This is a genomic window from Limnohabitans sp. YIMB22184, from assembly GCF_048020265.1.
Taxonomy (GTDB): Bacteria; Pseudomonadota; Gammaproteobacteria; order Burkholderiales; family Burkholderiaceae_C; genus Limnohabitans_A.
In genome coordinates this window covers 2418174-2434772 of the sequence record NZ_CP171843.1, presented here as the reverse complement: position 1 = coordinate 2434772, position 16599 = coordinate 2418174, and the positions used below count along the sequence as shown (strand labels likewise).

Here is a 16599-nt window from a genome sequence, read left to right as displayed (position 1 = left end):
GATTCAAATGGCAAAAGAGTACAAAGATTTGGTGGTTGGGTTGGACATCGGCACCTCCAAAGTCATGGCGGTGGTGGCCGAGGTGATGCCCGATGGTGAATTGAAGATCGCGGGTCTGGGCATTGCGCCGGGCAATGGCCTCAAGCGTGGTGTGGTGGTCAACATCGACGCCACCGTGCAAAGCATCCAGCAGGCGCTCAAAGAGGCCGAGCTGATGGCGGACTGCAAGATCACCCGCGTCAATGTGGGCATTACCGGTAGCCACATCCGCGGCATCAACTCCAGCGGCATGGTGGCGATCAAGGACAAGGAAGTCACGCAAGCCGATGTGGCCCGCGTGATGGAAACCGCCCGGGCGATCAACATCTCGACCGACCAGCGCTTGCTGCTGGTGGCGCCACAGGAGTTTGTGATCGACGGCCAGGAAGTCAAAGAGCCGATTGGCATGAGCGGCATGCGCCTGGAAGCCAAGGTGCACATCGTGACCGGTGCGCAAAGTGCGGCCGAGAACATCATCAAGTGCGTGCGCCGCTGCGGCCTGGAGGTCGACCAATTGCTGCTCAATCCACAATCGTCCAGCCTGGCTGTGTTGTCTGAAGACGAACGCGAGCTGGGTGTGGTGTGCGTGGACATTGGCGCAGGCACCACCGATGTGGCCATTTTTGCCAACGGCTCGATCCGCCACACGGCCGTGATACCGATTGCCGGTGACCTGATCACCAGCGACATTGCCATGGCTTTGCGCACCCCCACGAAGGATGCCGAAGACATCAAAGTCGAAAGCGGTTACGCCAAGCAACTGCTGGCCGACCCCGATGCGCAAGTCGAGGTGCCGGGTTTGGGTGACCGGGGCCCGCGCATGCTCAGTCGCCAGGCTTTGGCGGGTGTGATCGAGCCACGCATTGAAGAGATCTTCTCGCTGGTGCACCAGGTCATCCGCGAGTCGGGCTACGAAGAGGTCTTGTCCTCGGGCATCGTGCTCACCGGCGGCAGCGCCGTGATGCCCGGCATGGTCGAGTTGGGTGAAGACATTTTCCTCAAGCCCGTGCGCCGTGGCCTGCCCAAATACGCAGGTGGCCTGGCCGACATGGTCAGCCAGCCCCGTGCAGCCACCGTGATGGGCCTCTTGGAAGAAGCCCGTTTGGCCCGCTTGCGTGGCTACAAAGTCACCCAAAAGAAGAGTTCGGTGAACAACGCTTTTGGCCGGTTCAAGGACTTCATTGTGGGGAACTTCTGATGAACTGGGAAAAAAGATTTTTGGCCAGGAGCAGCCCGCCGGTTTCACGACCGTGTCGATGTTGACACCCTCACCCACCTTCCGTATTTACAAAAAAGATTTTCGGCAACTGCAAACAAATTTAGGAGTAGCACCATGACCATTGAAATGATCCAAACCGAAGAGTTCAACCAAGGCACCCAGATCAAAGTGATCGGCGTTGGCGGTGGCGGCGGCAACGCTGTGGAACACATGATCGAGCGCCAGGTCCAAGGCGTTGAATTCGTGTGCGCCAACACCGACGCGCAGGCTCTGGCCCGCAGCGCGGCCCACCGTTTCATTCAGCTCGGCCAAACTGGTCTGGGCGCTGGCAGCAAGCCTGAAAAAGGCCGCGAAGCCGCTGAAAGCGCCGAAGCCGACATCCGCGCTGCCATCGAAGGCGCGCACATGTTGTTCATCACTGCCGGCATGGGTGGCGGCACAGGCACAGGCGCTGCGCCTGTGATCGCCCGCATCGCCAAGGAGATGGGCATCCTGACCGTGGGTGTGGTGACCAAGCCGTTCGAGTTCGAAGGTGGCCGACGTATGCAGAACGCCGATGTGGGCATGCAGGAGCTCGAAGCCAATGTGGATTCGCTGATCGTGGTGCTGAACGAAAAACTGCTGGAATTGCCCGGCGGTGAAGACATGACCCAAGACGAGGCTTTTGCCCACGCCAACGATGTGTTGAAAAACGCCGTGGGCGGCATCGCCGAGATCATCAATGTGCCTGGCCATGTGAACGTTGACTTTGAAGACGTGCGCACCGTGATGGGTGAGCCCGGCAAAGCCATGATGGGCACGGCTGCCGCCAGCGGCCCCGACCGCGCTCGCATCGCGGCCGAGCAGGCCGTGGCTTGCCCACTGCTCGAAGGTGTGGACCTGTCGGGTGCCAAGGGTGTGCTGGTGCTGATCAGCGCCGCCAAGGGTTCGCTCAAGCTGTCCGAGTCCAAGCAGGCGATGAACACCATCCGTGCTTACGCATCGGAGAACGCCCATGTGATTTACGGCACCGCCTACGACGAAAGCCTGGGCGACGAGATCCGCGTGACGGTGGTGGCCACCGGTTTGTCCAAGGCGGGTGCCCGCCGCACTGCGCCTCCGCTGCAAGTGTTGCGCACGGGTACCGACAACGTGCCTTTCACCATCGGTGGACAAGACGCGGTGGCCGCCTCGGGCAATGCCGCTGCGCCTTTGGCCAACAGCGGTTTGAATGTGCCCGCTTACTGGCGCAGCAACCGCACCCATGCGGCGGCCCGTGTGGACGGCATGGCCAATGCTGGCATGGACGACATCGAGATCCCCGCTTTCCTGCGCAAGCAAGCGGATTGATTTGTTGATCTGAGTTTCATTTCTGGTGCTTTGGGGCCAGACGGGCGCTTGCCTGTCTGGCCCCTTTTTGCGTGCACGTTCAGCGACAACGCCCTGTGGCACAGCCCGGGGCTGTCGGGCTCGTCGTCGCTTCGCGCCTCAATATCGCCCGGCAGCCCCGGGCCGTACCACAGGGCTTGTGGTTCATCAAGCCTTTCACGCCTATTCCCGGCTTGCACCCGCCGCATCTCTCGCCAACTAAAATATGGGCATGCTTGCACAACGCACCCTCAAAACCTTGACCAAAGCCGTCGGCGTGGGTTTGCACAGCGGCCAGCGTGTCGAGCTGACCTTGCGCCCCGCGGCACCTGGCACCGGCATCGTCTTTCGCCGGATCGATTTGCCCGAGCCGGTGGACATCCCTGTCACCGCCGAAGCGGTGACCGATACCCGACTGGCTTCGACCATTTCGGCCGGTCAGGCCAAGGTCCTGACCGTGGAGCACCTGATGTCGGCGTGTGCGGGCTTGGGCATCGACAATCTGTATGTGGACATCACGGCCGAGGAAGTTCCTATCCTCGATGGCTCGGCGTCTTCGTTTGTGTTTTTGTTGCAAAGTGCCGGTGTCGTTGAGCAGCCCGCCCCCAAACGGTTTGTGCGTGTGCTCAAAACTGTGGAAGTCTCAGAAGGCGAGGGCGAGAACATCAAGTGGGCGCGTCTGGAGCCCTACCACGGCTACAAACTCACTTTCGAAATTGATTTCCGGCACCCCGCCGTGGATTCGACCGGGCAGCAGGTGGTGTTTGACATGTCGGACGGCGTTTATGCCCGTGACATTGCCCGCGCCCGCACCTTTGGTTTTACCAAGGATGTGGAGATGCTGCGTGCCAACGGTTTGGCTTTGGGCGGCGGCTTGGACAATGCCATCGTGATGGACGATTACAAGGTGCTCAACTCGGATGGCTTGCGGTATGACGACGAATTCGTCAAGCACAAGATCCTGGACGCCATGGGTGATTTGTACATTTTGGGCAAGCCTTTGCTGGCCGCGTACAGTGCGTTTCGTTCAGGCCACGCCATGAACAACCGCCTGCTGCGTGAGTTGCTGTCACTCCCAGATGCCTACGAGGTGGTGACTTTTGACAAGGCCAGCGAAGCGCCCCGTGGTTTTGCTGCCCTGCAGCCCGCTTGGTGATGGCCCAAACCACCCACCTGCTTTATCTGCACGGTTTTCGGTCTTCACCGCAATCCTTCAAGGCCCGAACCCTGGCGGCCCTGGTGCAAAACCAGCATCCCGGTGTGACCTGGTGGTGTCCTCAGCTGCCTGCCTCACCTCGTAAAGCCATGGACGAAATATGGACCGGGGTGTCGGCTTGGCCCAGGGACGGCATGGCGGTGGTTGGTTCCTCCTTGGGCGGTTTTTATGCCGCCTGCCTGTCGCAGCAGCTGGGCTGCCCTGCGGTGCTGCTGAACCCGGCGGTGGAGCCGGCGCGGGACCTGGAGGGCTACATCGGTGAGCATCCGGCCTGGCATGACCCCTCGCAAAAGGTTTTTTTCGAAATGGCCCATGTGCTGGAGCTGCGGGCCTTGCAGGCGCAGCCCCCGCAGGCCACCCCCCGCACACTGGCGGTGATCGCCAAGGGGGACGAGGTGCTGGACTGGCGGGAAATGCTGGCTCGCCATGGGGCAGGCCAGGTGCGCCTGATCGAGGGCAGCGACCATGCCCTGAGCGATTTCGAGCTGTACTTGCCTGAAATCCTCGATTTTCTTCGCCTGGCCTGAAGGCGTGCCCCCAAGCGGGTGGTGCCACGTGGGAAAATCACCCGATGTACGCATTATTTGAAGAAGCCGGCAAATTCATGGCCGGACGCATCTTGTCCGAGGCCGAGGCCTCTGCGCAGGTGGAACTCGATTCGGGCAAGCGGGTCAAAGTCAAAGCAGCGCAAATGCTGCTCAAGTTTGAGAAGCCAAGCCCCGCCAGCTTGCTGAGCGAAGCGGCGGCCCTGAGCCAAACCATCGAGCTGGAGCTGGCTTACGAATTCGCCTCCGACGAGGAGTTCGGTTTTGCCGATCTGGCCCGCGACTATTTCAGCGACGGGGCCAGCACCGTGCAACAGGTGGCGGCATTGCTGCGCTTGCACGAAGCGCCGCACTATTTCCGCCGGGGCGGCAAAGGCCGCTACCGCAAAGCGCCGGCTGAGATCGTGCAGCAGGCCTTGCTCGCCATTGAAAAGAAGAAGCAGGTTCAGGCGCAGATCGAGGCCTGGTCGGCCGAGCTGATGGCCGGCGTGTGCCCCTCACCGATTCGCGAGCAGCTGTACAAAATCTTGTTCCGCCCTGACAAGAACACGCCCGAGTACAAAGCCGTGGTCGAGGCCAGCAAGGCCAGCCAGACAGCGCCTTTGGACTTGTTGCAAAAGGCCGGGGCCATCGCGTCGGCCTGGGACTTTCATTGGCAGCGCTTTTTGTTCGACCTGTTCCCCAAGGGCACCGGTTTCCCGGCGTTGCAAGCGCCGGCCATCACCGACGAGTTGCCCTTGGCGCCGGTCCAGGCCTTTTCGATCGACGACTCGCACACCACCGAAATCGACGACGCCCTGTCCTTGCAAGGCTTGGGCACCGGCCTGGTCACGGTGGGCATCCACATCGCGGCACCCGGCTTGGCATTGACGCCCGGCAGTGCGATCGACCAGTTGGGACGTCAGCGTCTGTCCACGGTCTACATGCCCGGCTACAAAATCACCATGCTGCCCGACAGCGTGGTGCAGACCTACACCCTGACCGAAGGCCGTGACTGCCCGGCCGTGTCTTTGTATGTGACCTTCAGCGAAGACACGCTGGAGGTGCAAAGCACCGAAACCCGTCTGGAGCGGGTGCCGATCCTGGTCAACCTGCGGCACGACCAGCTGGATGACCGCATCACCCGCGAGTGGCTGGAAGGTGAAGACCAGAGCGACCATGCCGATGTGCCCGTGAGTCGGGCGACGCTGGGCTTTTTCTGGCGGTTGGCGCAAACGCTCAAGGCACGGCGCGAAGTGGTCCGTGGCAAACCTGAAAACTTCAACCGTCCCGATTACAGCTTCAAGCTCGATCGCCCCCACAACGACACGCCGCCCACAGGCGAAGAGACGGTGTTGATCGGCACCCGCAAGCGTGGTGCGCCGTTGGATTTGATGGTGGCCGAGGCCATGATTTTGGCCAACAGCACCTGGGGTCAGTGGCTGGCCCAGCTGGGTGTGCCCGGCATTTACCGCAGCCAGGCCAGCATGGCCCCCGGCGTCAAGGTGCGCATGGGCACCAAGGCGCTGCCGCATGCGGGCATTGGCGTGCCCAGCTATGCGTGGAGCACCTCGCCCCTGCGCCGCTACACCGATTTGGTCAACCAGTGGCAGATCATTGCGTGCGCCAAGCACGGCGCCACGGCTGCTTTGGCCGCGCCCTTCAAGCCCAAAGACGCCGAGTTGTTTTCCATCATCAGCGGTTTCGATGCGGCCTACAGCGCCTACAACAGCGTGCAGTCCAGCATGGAGCGTTACTGGACGCTGCGCCATGTGCAGCAGCAAGGCATCGACGAACTCGAAGCCAGTCTGGTCAAGGAAATGGGCGGTGGCGCCTGGCTGGTGCGGGCCGACACCTTGCCCTTGATGTTCAGCGTCATGGGTGCCCAAGGCTTGATGCGAGGCGCCCGTGTGCGCGTCAAATTGGGCGCCGTGGACCTGATGGCGCTGGACGTGGGCGGCACGGTGGTGGCGCATCTGGATGCGCCTGTGGCGGCAGAGGGTCAGGAAGCCGACGAGGCAGAAGAGGAAGAGGCCATGGCGGCTGGCCCGCTCACCATTGCCGTCGATTTGAACGACAGCACCCAAAGCGATGGGGCCTGAAGGCGGACAGGGCAGTTTGGCCGGGCCGGTGACCTGGCTCCAACAGGCGGTTCACCGCCACACCTTGTTGTGGACACTGGGTTTTTCGCTGTTGCTGCATGCGGTCTTGATCGCTTGGCGCTTTGCCGATCCGCACAGCTTCAACCGGGTTTTTGAAGACACCGCTTTGGAGGTGGTGCTCGTGAACGCCCGCAGCGACAAGGCGCCCGAGCGTGCGCAAGCCATGGCCCAGGTGAATTTGGCGGGAGGTGGGCAAGGTGCGGCAGAGGCACGCGCCAGCTCTCCTTTGCCGCCCTCTCTGCTTGACGAGTCGGGCACCGACATCGGGGCCATGCAGCGACAAATTGAAGCGCTCCAATTGCAGCAAACCCGCTTGCTCACCCAGCTGCAGCAAGCGTTGTCGGCTTTGACGTCAGATTCTTCCGGTGAAACAGCCCAAGCGCCTGAGCGGCAAGCTCGGCAAGAGCGTCAACGCCAGCTGACCCGTGAGCTGGCCCAGATCGAGCAAAAGGTTCAAAAAACGCAGAGCGGGCCACGCAAGCGCTTCATCAGTCCCGCCACCCGTGAAGCGGTGTACGTCCTCTATTACGACAAGCTGCGGCGCACCATCGAGACGCGCGGCACGCTCAATTTCCCGCAAGTGGGTGGACAAAAACTCTATGGCCAATTGACCATGGTGATCACCGTGGATGCCCGGGGCCGTCTGGTGCAGACCGAGGTGGCGAAGACTTCCGGCCAGCCTTTGCTGGACCAGCGGGCGGTGGCGATTGTGCGCAGTGCCTCGCCCTTTGATGTGTTCAGCGCTAACATGCGGCGGCAGGCCGATCAGATCGTGGTGGTCACGCGTTTTCAGTTTTCCAAAGAGGGCACGCTGGACATGCGCATGTTGACGCCGGATACCCCACCGCCCTGAGTGGCCTGGCGAATCTCATGATCCCTGAATACAAAGGATATTGATGCGTGCTTTTGGTCGTTGGTGTGGGCTGGTCTTGTTGGCAGGCCTGGGTTTGCAGCTCTTTTTTGCGCTGCGCATCGCCAGCATGGGCGCGCTGGCGCCGCAATCCACCAGCTTTGAGCGCTCGCAAATCTGGCAGATCGTGACGCGGCAGGGGCGCCTGCCCTGGCGGCAGGAATGGGTGGATCGGCAAAACATTTCGCCCAGCTTGCAGCGTGCGGTGATCGCTTCGGAAGACACGGTATTTGCCCAGCATGGCGGGGTCTGGTGGGAGTCTCTGGAGAAGGCCTGGGAGAAAAATGCCAAGGCCAAAGCCCAGGCCGAGCAGCGTGCCCAGCGCCGCCCCGATGCCAAGACGCCCCCGGTCAAAATTGTGGGCGGCTCGACCATCACCCAGCAGCTGGCGAAAAACCTTTTTTTGTCTGGCGAGCGCACCTTGCTGCGCAAAGGCCAGGAAATGTTGATCACCCTCACGCTGGAGGCTTTCTTGTCCAAACAGCGCATTCTGGAGATTTACCTCAACAGCGTGGAGTGGGGCGAGGGTGTCTTTGGTGCCGAGGCTGCGGCGCAGCATTACTTCAGGAAGAGTGCGGCCCGTTTGAACGACTGGGAAGCGGCGCGTCTGGCGGTCATGTTGCCCCGCCCCCGGTATTTCGAGCAAAGGGCGCAATCGGCCTACCTGGCCAGCCGGGCTGAAACCATCATGGCCCGCATGGGCAGCGTGGAGCTGCCATGAGCACTTTGACCACGGCCGCACCCCAAACCGTGCGCATCCTGGGCATTGACCCGGGTTTGCAAACCACCGGCTTCGGGGTGGTGGACATGACCGGCGCCCGCCTGCAGTACGTGGCCAGCGGGGTGATCGAAACCACGCGGGGCGACATGGGCAATTTGCCTGCCCGGCTGAAGGTGATTTACGACGGCGTGCGGGAAATCCATGCCCGCTACCAGCCGGATGTCGCCTCGGTCGAGATTGTGTTTGTGAACGTCAACCCCCAGGCGACCTTGCTGCTGGGCCAGGCGCGGGGTTGCTGTGTCACGGCTTTGGTGTCGTGTGATTTGCAGGTGGCCGAATACACCGCCTTGCAGATGAAGCAATCGGTCACCGGCCATGGGCGGGCCGCCAAGTCGCAGGTTCAGGAAATGGTCAAACGCTTGCTGCAGTTGCCCGTGGTGCCGCGCCAGGATGCGGCAGATGCTTTGGGCATGGCGATCACGCATGCACACGCCAGCCCGTCCATGAACAAACTGGCCGCCCAAGGGGTGCTCAATCGCAAAACCCACGGCATGTTCCGCAGCGGACGCAGCCATTGATCCGGAGCTTGGCCCGCCCGGGTCCGTCTGGATCGCCTTGGCCTGAGATAATCGGTTCCATGGGTTCAGTGATTCAAAAACCGACGCTGTGGCAGCGCATGCAGTATTTGCTCAAGGGCTTTGACGGCCCTTTGGCATTTGCGGTGTTCATGCTTGCCTGCGCCGGATTGCTGATCATGTTTTCATCGGGCTATGACCATGGCACCCGCTTTGTGGACCATGGCCGTAACATGCTGCTGGCGGGCTTCATCATGTTTGTGGTGGCTCAAATGCCCCCCCAAAAACTCATGGCCTGGGCAGTGCCCATCTACACCGTGGGCGTGATTTTGCTGGTGGCGGTGGCCATTTTTGGCATCACCAAAAAAGGGTCTCGGCGTTGGATCAATCTGGGCGTGGTGATCCAGCCCAGCGAAATTTTGAAGATTGCTTTGCCTTTGATGCTGGCGGCCTGGTTTCAAAAGCGCGAAGGACAACTCCGGCCCTTTGACTTTGCGGTGGCCTTGCTGATTTTGGGCGTCCCGGTCGGCTTGATCATGAAGCAGCCTGATCTGGGCACTTCTTTGCTGGTTTTGGCTGCAGGTCTGGCAGTGATCTTCTTTGCCGGACTCAAATGGCGCTGGATTTTGCCGCCCATTGTGCTGGGCCTTGTGGGCATCGTGGTCCTGGTGATCATGGAGCCCACCTTGTGTGCCGACGGCGTGGACTGGCGAGTGCTGCACGAATACCAGCGTCAGCGCGTGTGCACCTTGCTCGATCCGGCACGGGATCCGTTGGGCAAGGGTTTTCACATCATCCAGGGCATGATCGCCATCGGCTCCGGCGGCTTCTGGGGCAAAGGCTTCATGCAGGGCACCCAAACCCACCTGGAATTCATCCCCGAGCGCACCACCGATTTCATTTTTGCCGCCTATGGCGAAGAGTTCGGCTTTGTGGGGGGCTTGTTCCTGATTTTCTGGTTCTTCTTTCTGGTTTACCGGGCGCTGGTCATCGCGGCCGAGGCCCCCACACTGTTCAGCCGTTTGCTGGCCGGCAGCATGGCCATGATCTTCTTCACTTATGCCTTTGTGAACATGGGTATGGTCAGCGGCATCTTGCCGGTGGTGGGGGTGCCGCTGCCCTTCATCAGTTACGGCGGCACCGCCATGGTCACCTTGGGTCTGGCGCTGGGCATCCTCATGTCGATTGCCAAAGCCAAACAGCTGGTGCAAACCTGACGCAGTCCACGCCACGCCCTTGCTGGACTGGGCAGCGAGTCGGCTATTGGCCCATGATCCAGACGAAAATTTTCTGGGCTTCTGCCTCGCTGACCAGGGGGCGTTCCCAGGCATCGGGCATGTTGGTGGTGGCGCTCCAATGCTGACCGCCGCCCTCCCGGGTGCCGTTGCGGATGGTGGCGATCAGCATTTTCTCGGCGGCCGGGTTGCCATTCCAGCGGTAGGCAATCCGCTTGAACGAGGGGCCAATGAGGTTTTTGTCGACCGCATGGCATTGGAGGCATTGCTTTTCTTGCACGAGCTGGTAATTGGCAAAAGCAGGGGCGCTGGCGCACAGTGCAAGCACGAGGGTGAAGACAGGGGTAGGGGTCATGAGGATCTCCTGGGGTGGTGAAAGTCAGGACAAACTTAGCAAGTGCGCCCCGGACTCGTCTGTGTGCTGCTTCTCAATTTCAAAGCCGAAGCTGGCCGATGCGGACGGCTGCCCGGCGAAAGGGCACGCCGGCAAGGGGCTTGATCAGTCCCTACAATGGCTTCCATGATTTCATGCGAACCCACCATCGAACGCCTGGCCACTGCCCGCTCCCTCTTGCTGGAGCCCTTTGGCCTGGACGAAACCCATTTGAGCCGAGCTTTGGCCGCCATCCAGGCGCACCAGGTGGACGACGCCGATTTGTATTTCCAGTACACCCGCTCCGAAGGCTGGAGCCTGGAAGAGGGCATTGTCAAAACCGGCAGTTTCAGCATTGACCAGGGCGTGGGCGTGCGGGCCGTGTCGGGTGAAAAAACAGCATTCGCTTACTCCGACGATATCTCCGAAGCCTCTTTGATGGACGCGGCCATGACGGTGCGCACCATCGCGCAGGCCACGCAAAACAAACGCATCAAGGTGCCTGCTCGCAAAATTTCGGCCAGTCGCTCGCTCTACCCCTCGCTGGACCCGATGTCCACTTTGGACAGCACGGCCAAGGTGAACCTGCTCGGTCGCGTGGAAAAAATCGCCCGCGCCAAAGATCCTCGGGTGGTGCAGGTGATGGCGGGTCTCGCCACCGAATACGACGTGGTCATGGTGGCCCGCGCCGACGGCACGCTGGCGGCCGATGTGCGCCCCTTGATTCGCCTGTCGGTCACGGTGATCGCCGAGCAAAACGGCCGCCGCGAAGTGGGCAGCAGTGGCGGAGGTGGCCGCTTTGGCCTGGCTTATTTTGACGACGGCATGGTCGAGGGCTATGTGCAAGAAGCTGTGTCGGCCGCGCTCATCAACCTCGATGCCCGCCCCGCGCCTGCGGGCGAGATGACGGTGGTGTTGGGCAATGGCTGGCCTGGCGTGTTGCTGCACGAAGCGGTGGGTCATGGCCTGGAAGGCGACTTCAACCGCAAGGGTTCGAGCGCTTTCAGCGGCCGCATCGGCCAGCGCGTGGCCGCCAAAGGCGTGACGGTGCTGGACGACGGCACTATTTCTGACCGCCGTGGCTCGCTGAACGTGGACGACGAAGGCCACGCCAGCCAGAAGAATGTGCTGATCGAAGACGGCATCCTGCGCGGCTACATCCAGGACGCGATGAACGCCCGCCTGATGGGCGTCAAGCCCACGGGCAACGGCCGCCGCGAAAGCTACGCCCATGTGCCCATGCCGCGCATGACCAACACCTACATGCTGGGCGGCGACAAGAGCGCCGAAGAAATCGTGGCCAGCATCAAAAAGGGCCTGTACGCCACCAACTTTGCGGGCGGCCAGGTGGACATCACCAGCGGCAAGTTTGTGTTCTCGGCCAGCCAGGCTTACTGGGTGGAAAACGGCAAGATCCAATACCCTGTGAAGGGCGCCACCTTGATCGGCAGCGGCCCCGAGTCACTCAAGAAAATCAGCATGATCGGCAACGACATGAAGCTCGACTCGGGTGTGGGCACCTGTGGCAAGGAAGGCCAGAGCGTGCCGGTTGGGGTGGGTCAGCCGACTTTGCGCATCGACGGTCTGACGGTGGGGGGCACGGCCTGAATGTGAAGCTTCCGGGTTTGTCCCCGGGCCGGCCTGTCAGGAACTGTCATCCAACTGTGCTACATTGAATCCCATGTCTTCGCGCATCGCTTTTTACTTTTTTTACTTTTGGTTCTCAGTCCCCGGCGGACGAGAGGCGAGCGCATAAGCACCCGAACATCTCGACACACACCGCCGGAGCCCCAAAGCCCGGCGGTTTTTTTTCATCTTTTTCAATTCAGGAGTCCACGATGAACGCCAAAACCACCGCCCCAGACGCTTGGTACCCCAATGCTGTTGACCGCACCGGCCAGACCGACGACGAACGCATCAAGGACATCACCGTGCTCCCGCCTCCAGAACATTTGATCCGCTTTTTCCCGATCGCCGGCACGGCGACGGAAGCCCTGATCGCCAAAACCCGCAAATCGATCCAGAAGATCGTGCACGGCCAGGACGACCGCTTGCTGGTCATCATCGGCCCCTGCTCGATCCACGATCCGGCAGCAGCCTTGGACTACGCCCGCCGCTTGAAACCCTTGCGCGAGAAGTACGCCGACACGCTGGAAATCGTGATGCGGGTGTATTTCGAGAAACCCCGCACCACCGTGGGCTGGAAGGGCCTGATCAACGACCCCTACCTGGACGAAAGCTACCGCATCGACGAAGGTCTGCGCATTGCCCGCCAGTTGCTGATCGAGATCAACCGCCAAGGCCTGCCCGCAGGCAGTGAGTTCCTCGATGTGATCTCGCCCCAGTACATCGGCGACCTGATCAGCTGGGGTGCCATCGGTGCCCGCACCACCGAAAGCCAGGTGCACCGCGAGCTGGCTTCGGGCCTGTCAGCGCCCATCGGCTTCAAGAATGGGACGGACGGCAACATCAAGATCGCGACCGACGCGATCCAGGCGGCAGCCCGTGGCCACCACTTTTTGTCGGTGCACAAAAATGGCCAAGTCGCCATCGTGCAGACCCAGGGCAACCAGGACTGCCATGTAATTTTGCGCGGCGGCAAAGCGCCCAACTACGACGCCGACAGCGTGGCCGCCGCCTGTAAGGAACTCGAAGCTGCCAAGTTGCCCGCCACCTTGATGGTGGACTGCAGCCACGCCAACAGCAGCAAAAAGCACGAGCGCCAGATCGACGTGGCCAAAGACATCGCCGCGCAAATCAGCGGTGGTTCACGCCAGGTTTTTGGCGTTATGGTCGAGAGCCATCTGAAAGACGGGGCGCAGAAGTTCACCCCCGGCAAGGACGACGTGACGAAACTGACTTACGGCCAGAGCATCACCGACGCCTGCATCGGCTGGGACGACAGCGAAGGTGTGCTGCAGGTGCTGTCGGATGCGGTGAAGGCGCGTCGGGCGGTTTGATATTCAGGCGCGGCATTTGAACACCTTGTGGGAGGCCGCCCCTGCGGCCGAATGCTTGAATTGGCTCCAGCCCATATTCGCGAGCAGGGGCTCGCTCTCACACACCGACAGTGTCAGCGGCTTGCCAGCGCTTCCAGCAATTTGGCATGAATCCCGCCAAAGCCGCCGTTGCTCATGCACAGCAGGTGATCGCCAGGTTGCACTTGTGCCAAAACCTGCGCGATCACTTCATCTATGTTGGCGCCCACCTGCGCTCGTGAGCCCATAGGCTCAAGTGCAGCTGCAGCGTCCCAGCCCAGGCCGCCCGAGTGGCAAAACGCGAGATCGGCTTCTTCCAGGCTCCAGGGCAGCTGGGCTTTCATGGTGCCGAGCTTCATGGTGTTGCTGCGCGGCTCGAAGATGGCGAGGATGCGCGCATGGCCCACCTGTCGGCGCAGTCCGTTGACGGTGGTGCGGATCGCGGTGGGGTGGTGGGCAAAGTCGTCGTAGACGGTGATGCCGTTCACCTTGCCGCGCACTTCCATGCGGCGTTTGACGTTTTCAAAAGTGGCCAGGGCTTGCGCCGCCACCGCCGGGCTCACGCCCACATGCTCGGCAGCCGCTATGGATGCCAGCGCATTGAGCTGGTTGTGCACGCCGCCAATGGCCCACTGCACCTCGGCCACAGGCTGGCCAGCCTGCAACACTTGGAACTGCGAGGGTTCGCCTTCGGCCAAAAAGTCGCTGACGGCCGAGCCGAAGGTCCGCACTTCGCTCCAGCAGCCTTGACTCAGCACCCGGGTCAGACTTTCTTCCAGGCCATTGACCACCACGCGTCCTGAGCCGGGCACGGTGCGCATCAGGTGATGGAACTGGCGCTCAATCGCGGCCAGATCGTCGAAGATGTCGGCGTGGTCGAACTCCAGGTTGTTCAGGATGGCGGTGCGCGGGCGGTAATGCACGAACTTGCTGCGCTTGTCGAAGAAGGCGGTGTCGTATTCGTCGGCTTCGATCACGAAGTACTTGCCGCCGCCGAGCCGGGCCGACACGCCGAAGTTGAGCGGCACGCCCCCAACCAAAAAACCAGGCTGCAGCCCGGCTTGCTCCAGCACCCAAGTGAGCATCGAAGTGGTGGTGGTCTTGCCGTGGGTGCCCGCGACAGCCAGCACATGCTTGCCCTGCAGCACATGCTCGGACAGCCATTGCGGGCCGCTGGTGTAGGGCGCACCTGCTTCCAAAATGGCTTCCATTAGTGGGAATTTGGGGCTGCCGTCGGCCTGCCGGGCGCGGCTGACCACGTTGCCGATCACGTAGATGTTGGGCTGCAAGGCCATCTGGTCGGCGTCAAAGCCTTCGATCAGCTCGATGTCCAGGGCGCGCAGCTGGTCGCTCATGGGGGGGTAAACACCGGCATCGCAGCCGGTGACCCGGTGTCCTGCCTCGCGGGCCAGCGCGGCCAAGCCGCCCATGAAGGTGCCACAAATGCCCAATATATGTATATGCATGCCCGGATTTTAGGGGGCCATCGGGCGCAGTCCGGGCTGCGAGCCGTTCAGGCCGGTCACAATCGGGGCCCATGAACGATGTTGCCCTTGAAATTGCCGCCACCGCTGCCCGTTTGGTGGTCGAAGAAGGCCTGGCCTTCGGTCCGGCCAAGCACCGTGCCCTGAAAGAGTTGGGCCTGCCTACCCGCACTGCCTTGCCGACCAACGATGTGGTCGAGGCCGAGGTACGCGACTACATCGCCTTGTTCTGCGTCGAGACCCAGCCGGGTGAGCTGTTGGCCTTGCGCGAATTGGCGCGGGTCTGGATGCAGCGCCTGGCCGAATTTCGCCCGCACTTGGGCGGTGCGGTCTGGCATGGCTGGGCCACGCGCCTGTGCGATGTGGATCTGGCCTTGTTTTGCGACGACCCAAAATCGGCGGAGATCGCCCTGATCAACCAGAATCAGCGCTACGAAGTTCAGACCGTGCGCGGTATGCATGGCGACGATGTGGATGTGCTGAGCTTGCACAGTTTTTGTGAAGCCTTGAACGAAGATGTGGGCGTGCACCTGCGCATTTACGATCTGGACGATTTACGCGGGGCTTTGCTACCCGATGCGCAAGGCCGCTCTCCCCGGGGGGATTTGGCGGCATTGGAGCGCTTGCTGGCGGCATGAAAGACAATTTGGCCATGGACCAACAAAGTGCAGGCGCTTCGCGCCGAAATCTGATTCTGGGTGCCGGGGCGGCGGCTGCCGTGGCCGGTGTGGGTGTGGCTTTGTGGCGTTTTCAGCCCCAAGCCGTCACGGCTGCAGCCAGCCACCCTGTCTGGACCCAGCAGTTCGATACCCCGTCGGGAGAGGGTTTGGCCATGGCCGCCTTCCAGGGCAAGCCCTTGCTGCTGAACTTCTGGGCCACCTGGTGCCCACCTTGTGTCGATGAACTGCCCATGATCGACGCCTTTTGGCGTGAAAATGCGGCGAAAAATCACCAAGTGGTGGCTTTGGCCATCGACCAGCCCAGTGCGGTGCGGCGTTTTCTGGCCCGTCAGCCTTTGGGTTTTCCGGTCGGATTAGCGGGTTTGGCGGGGACGGAGTTGGCCAAGTCGCTGGGCAATGCGGCGGGTGGATTGCCATTTACGGTTTTTTTCAAGGCAGATGGCAGCATTTGGCGGCAAAAGATGGGACAGCTGACGCCGGATGATCTTGCGCAATGGCGAGATGTTCGCGCCTGAAATCGCTCCATCCTTGGCGGGCGGGTCGTTCATCGCATGCATCACCTCTGGATGGCCTCAAACCCGTTCCAATTCTCACCAGAAAAGACGATTTCGAGGGCTTTTACTGAAATTTGGTGTAAATTCGATCCATTACGTGTGCTTAAAGCAATGGAGGATCTATGGATTTGCGCAAACTGAAAACACTGATTGACCTGGTGTCCGACTCGAACGTGTCGGAGCTGGAAATCACCGAAGCTGAAGGTAAGGTCCGCATCGTCAAGAGTATGGGCGTGGCCGCACCGGTGGTGATGCAAGCCGCCCCAGTTGCTGCCGCCCCTGTGGTGGCTGCATCCGTCGCTCCCGTTGAAGCCCCCGCACCTGCAGCGGCACCTGCCGGTCATGCGGTCAAGTCACCCATGGTGGGCACGTTCTACCGCTCGTCCAGTCCTGGCGCTGCACCCTTCATCCAGATTGGCTCGGTGGTCAAAGAGGGCGACACCTTGTGCATCATCGAAGCCATGAAGATCCTCAACGAGATCGAATCCGACAAGTCCGGTACCGTCACGCAGATCCTGTGTGAAAACGGCCAAGCTGTGGAATACGGTCAGCCTTTGTTCATCATCGAATAAGCCACGGGGA

Annotated in this window: 16 protein-coding genes; 14 read left to right on the top strand and 2 right to left on the bottom strand. The window is 61.3% G+C overall.

What is annotated here, in order from left to right; translation table 11 throughout:
• Window positions 1–7 precede the first annotated feature (7 nt).
• From ftsA to rodA, 9 genes are all read left to right on the top strand, one after another.
• The gene (gene ftsA / locus ACHEXL_RS11085; RefSeq protein WP_090044934.1) at window positions 8–1237 is read left to right on the top strand and encodes a cell division protein FtsA; all 1230 of its coding nucleotides are present in this window, start codon (window positions 8–10) and stop codon (window positions 1235–1237) included.
• A 135-nt stretch (window positions 1238–1372) separates the two neighbouring features.
• Window positions 1373–2587, top strand: a complete 1215-nt coding sequence (gene ftsZ / locus ACHEXL_RS11080) for a cell division protein FtsZ (RefSeq protein WP_416559508.1) — start codon at window positions 1373–1375, stop codon at window positions 2585–2587.
• A gap of 250 nt (window positions 2588–2837) precedes the next feature.
• On the top strand, window positions 2838–3761 hold the full coding sequence (lpxC, locus tag ACHEXL_RS11075) for a UDP-3-O-acyl-N-acetylglucosamine deacetylase (RefSeq protein ID WP_416559507.1): 924 nt from the start codon (window positions 2838–2840) through the stop codon (window positions 3759–3761).
• Window positions 3761–4348, top strand: coding sequence for a YqiA/YcfP family alpha/beta fold hydrolase (locus tag ACHEXL_RS11070; RefSeq protein WP_416559506.1), 588 nt, complete (start codon window positions 3761–3763; stop codon window positions 4346–4348). The genes lpxC and ACHEXL_RS11070 overlap by 1 nt, the downstream gene beginning before the upstream one ends.
• A gap of 44 nt (window positions 4349–4392) precedes the next feature.
• Window positions 4393–6447 carry a ribonuclease catalytic domain-containing protein gene (locus tag ACHEXL_RS11065; RefSeq protein WP_416559505.1) on the top strand — a complete coding sequence of 685 codons (2055 nt, stop codon included), beginning with the start codon at window positions 4393–4395 and terminating at the stop codon, window positions 6445–6447.
• Window positions 6448–6475: 28 nt separating this feature from the next.
• Complete coding sequence (locus ACHEXL_RS11060) at window positions 6476–7360, top strand: energy transducer TonB (protein WP_416559504.1); 885 nt, start codon at window positions 6476–6478, stop codon at window positions 7358–7360.
• Window positions 7361–7403: 43 nt separating this feature from the next.
• A complete protein-coding gene (gene mtgA, locus ACHEXL_RS11055; RefSeq protein WP_416559503.1) occupies window positions 7404–8138 on the top strand; it encodes a monofunctional biosynthetic peptidoglycan transglycosylase in 735 nt (244 codons plus the stop codon).
• A 29-nt stretch (window positions 8139–8167) separates the two neighbouring features.
• A complete protein-coding gene (ruvC, locus tag ACHEXL_RS11050) occupies window positions 8168–8716 on the top strand; it encodes a crossover junction endodeoxyribonuclease RuvC (RefSeq protein WP_108427171.1) in 549 nt (182 codons plus the stop codon).
• A gap of 59 nt (window positions 8717–8775) precedes the next feature.
• A complete protein-coding gene (rodA, locus tag ACHEXL_RS11045) occupies window positions 8776–9930 on the top strand; it encodes a rod shape-determining protein RodA (RefSeq protein WP_416559502.1) in 1155 nt (384 codons plus the stop codon).
• A gap of 43 nt (window positions 9931–9973) precedes the next feature.
• Here the strand turns inward: rodA and ACHEXL_RS11040 are convergent, their stop codons facing one another.
• Window positions 9974–10303, bottom strand: a complete 330-nt coding sequence (locus ACHEXL_RS11040; RefSeq protein ID WP_416559501.1) for a c-type cytochrome — start codon at window positions 10301–10303, stop codon at window positions 9974–9976.
• 165 nt (window positions 10304–10468) lie between these two features.
• Here ACHEXL_RS11040 and tldD point away from each other — a divergent pair, with 165 nt between their 5' ends.
• Complete coding sequence (gene tldD / locus ACHEXL_RS11035) at window positions 10469–11929, top strand: metalloprotease TldD (RefSeq protein WP_416559500.1); 1461 nt, start codon at window positions 10469–10471, stop codon at window positions 11927–11929.
• Between the two features lie 230 nt (window positions 11930–12159).
• Complete coding sequence (locus ACHEXL_RS11030; protein WP_416559499.1) at window positions 12160–13281, top strand: 3-deoxy-7-phosphoheptulonate synthase; 1122 nt, start codon at window positions 12160–12162, stop codon at window positions 13279–13281.
• A 113-nt stretch (window positions 13282–13394) separates the two neighbouring features.
• Here ACHEXL_RS11030 and mpl read toward each other — a convergent pair whose 3' ends face one another.
• A complete protein-coding gene (gene mpl, locus ACHEXL_RS11025; RefSeq protein WP_416559498.1) occupies window positions 13395–14765 on the bottom strand; it encodes a UDP-N-acetylmuramate:L-alanyl-gamma-D-glutamyl-meso-diaminopimelate ligase in 1371 nt (456 codons plus the stop codon).
• A gap of 71 nt (window positions 14766–14836) precedes the next feature.
• Here mpl and ACHEXL_RS11020 point away from each other — a divergent pair, with 71 nt between their 5' ends.
• The 3 genes from ACHEXL_RS11020 to accB all read left to right on the top strand — a co-directional run bounded on the left by ACHEXL_RS11020 (window position 14837) and on the right by accB (window position 16589).
• Window positions 14837–15421, top strand: a complete 585-nt coding sequence (locus ACHEXL_RS11020) for a hypothetical protein (RefSeq protein WP_416559497.1) — start codon at window positions 14837–14839, stop codon at window positions 15419–15421.
• Window positions 15418–15978 (top strand): TlpA family protein disulfide reductase, encoded by a 561-nt coding sequence (locus ACHEXL_RS11015; RefSeq protein WP_416559496.1) that lies wholly within the window; start codon window positions 15418–15420, stop codon window positions 15976–15978. Before ACHEXL_RS11020 ends, ACHEXL_RS11015 begins: the two co-directional genes overlap by 4 nt.
• Window positions 15979–16139: 161 nt before the next feature.
• Window positions 16140–16589 carry an acetyl-CoA carboxylase biotin carboxyl carrier protein gene (gene accB / locus ACHEXL_RS11010; protein WP_416559495.1) on the top strand — a complete coding sequence of 150 codons (450 nt, stop codon included), beginning with the start codon at window positions 16140–16142 and terminating at the stop codon, window positions 16587–16589.
• The last annotated feature ends 10 nt before the right edge of the window (window positions 16590–16599 follow it).

Bases quoted from the DNA above. Each gene is read 5' to 3' on its own strand.
- ftsA (WP_090044934.1), top strand. From the start codon at position 8: ATGGCAAAAGAGTACAAAGATTTGGTGGTTGGGTTGGACATCGGCACC.
- ftsZ (WP_416559508.1), top strand. From the start codon at position 1,373: ATGACCATTGAAATGATCCAAACCGAAGAGTTCAACCAAGGCACCCAG.
- lpxC (WP_416559507.1), top strand. From the start codon at position 2,838: ATGCTTGCACAACGCACCCTCAAAACCTTGACCAAAGCCGTCGGCGTG.
- ACHEXL_RS11070 (WP_416559506.1), top strand. From the start codon at position 3,761: ATGGCCCAAACCACCCACCTGCTTTATCTGCACGGTTTTCGGTCTTCA.
- ACHEXL_RS11065 (WP_416559505.1), top strand. From the start codon at position 4,393: ATGTACGCATTATTTGAAGAAGCCGGCAAATTCATGGCCGGACGCATC.
- mtgA (WP_416559503.1), top strand. From the start codon at position 7,404: ATGCGTGCTTTTGGTCGTTGGTGTGGGCTGGTCTTGTTGGCAGGCCTG.
- rodA (WP_416559502.1), top strand. From the start codon at position 8,776: ATGGGTTCAGTGATTCAAAAACCGACGCTGTGGCAGCGCATGCAGTAT.
- ACHEXL_RS11040 (WP_416559501.1), bottom strand. From the start codon at position 10,303: ATGACCCCTACCCCTGTCTTCACCCTCGTGCTTGCACTGTGCGCCAGC.
- tldD (WP_416559500.1), top strand. From the start codon at position 10,469: ATGATTTCATGCGAACCCACCATCGAACGCCTGGCCACTGCCCGCTCC.
- ACHEXL_RS11030 (WP_416559499.1), top strand. From the start codon at position 12,160: ATGAACGCCAAAACCACCGCCCCAGACGCTTGGTACCCCAATGCTGTT.
- mpl (WP_416559498.1), bottom strand. From the start codon at position 14,765: ATGCATATACATATATTGGGCATTTGTGGCACCTTCATGGGCGGCTTG.
- ACHEXL_RS11020 (WP_416559497.1), top strand. From the start codon at position 14,837: ATGAACGATGTTGCCCTTGAAATTGCCGCCACCGCTGCCCGTTTGGTG.
- ACHEXL_RS11015 (WP_416559496.1), top strand. From the start codon at position 15,418: ATGAAAGACAATTTGGCCATGGACCAACAAAGTGCAGGCGCTTCGCGC.
- accB (WP_416559495.1), top strand. From the start codon at position 16,140: ATGGATTTGCGCAAACTGAAAACACTGATTGACCTGGTGTCCGACTCG.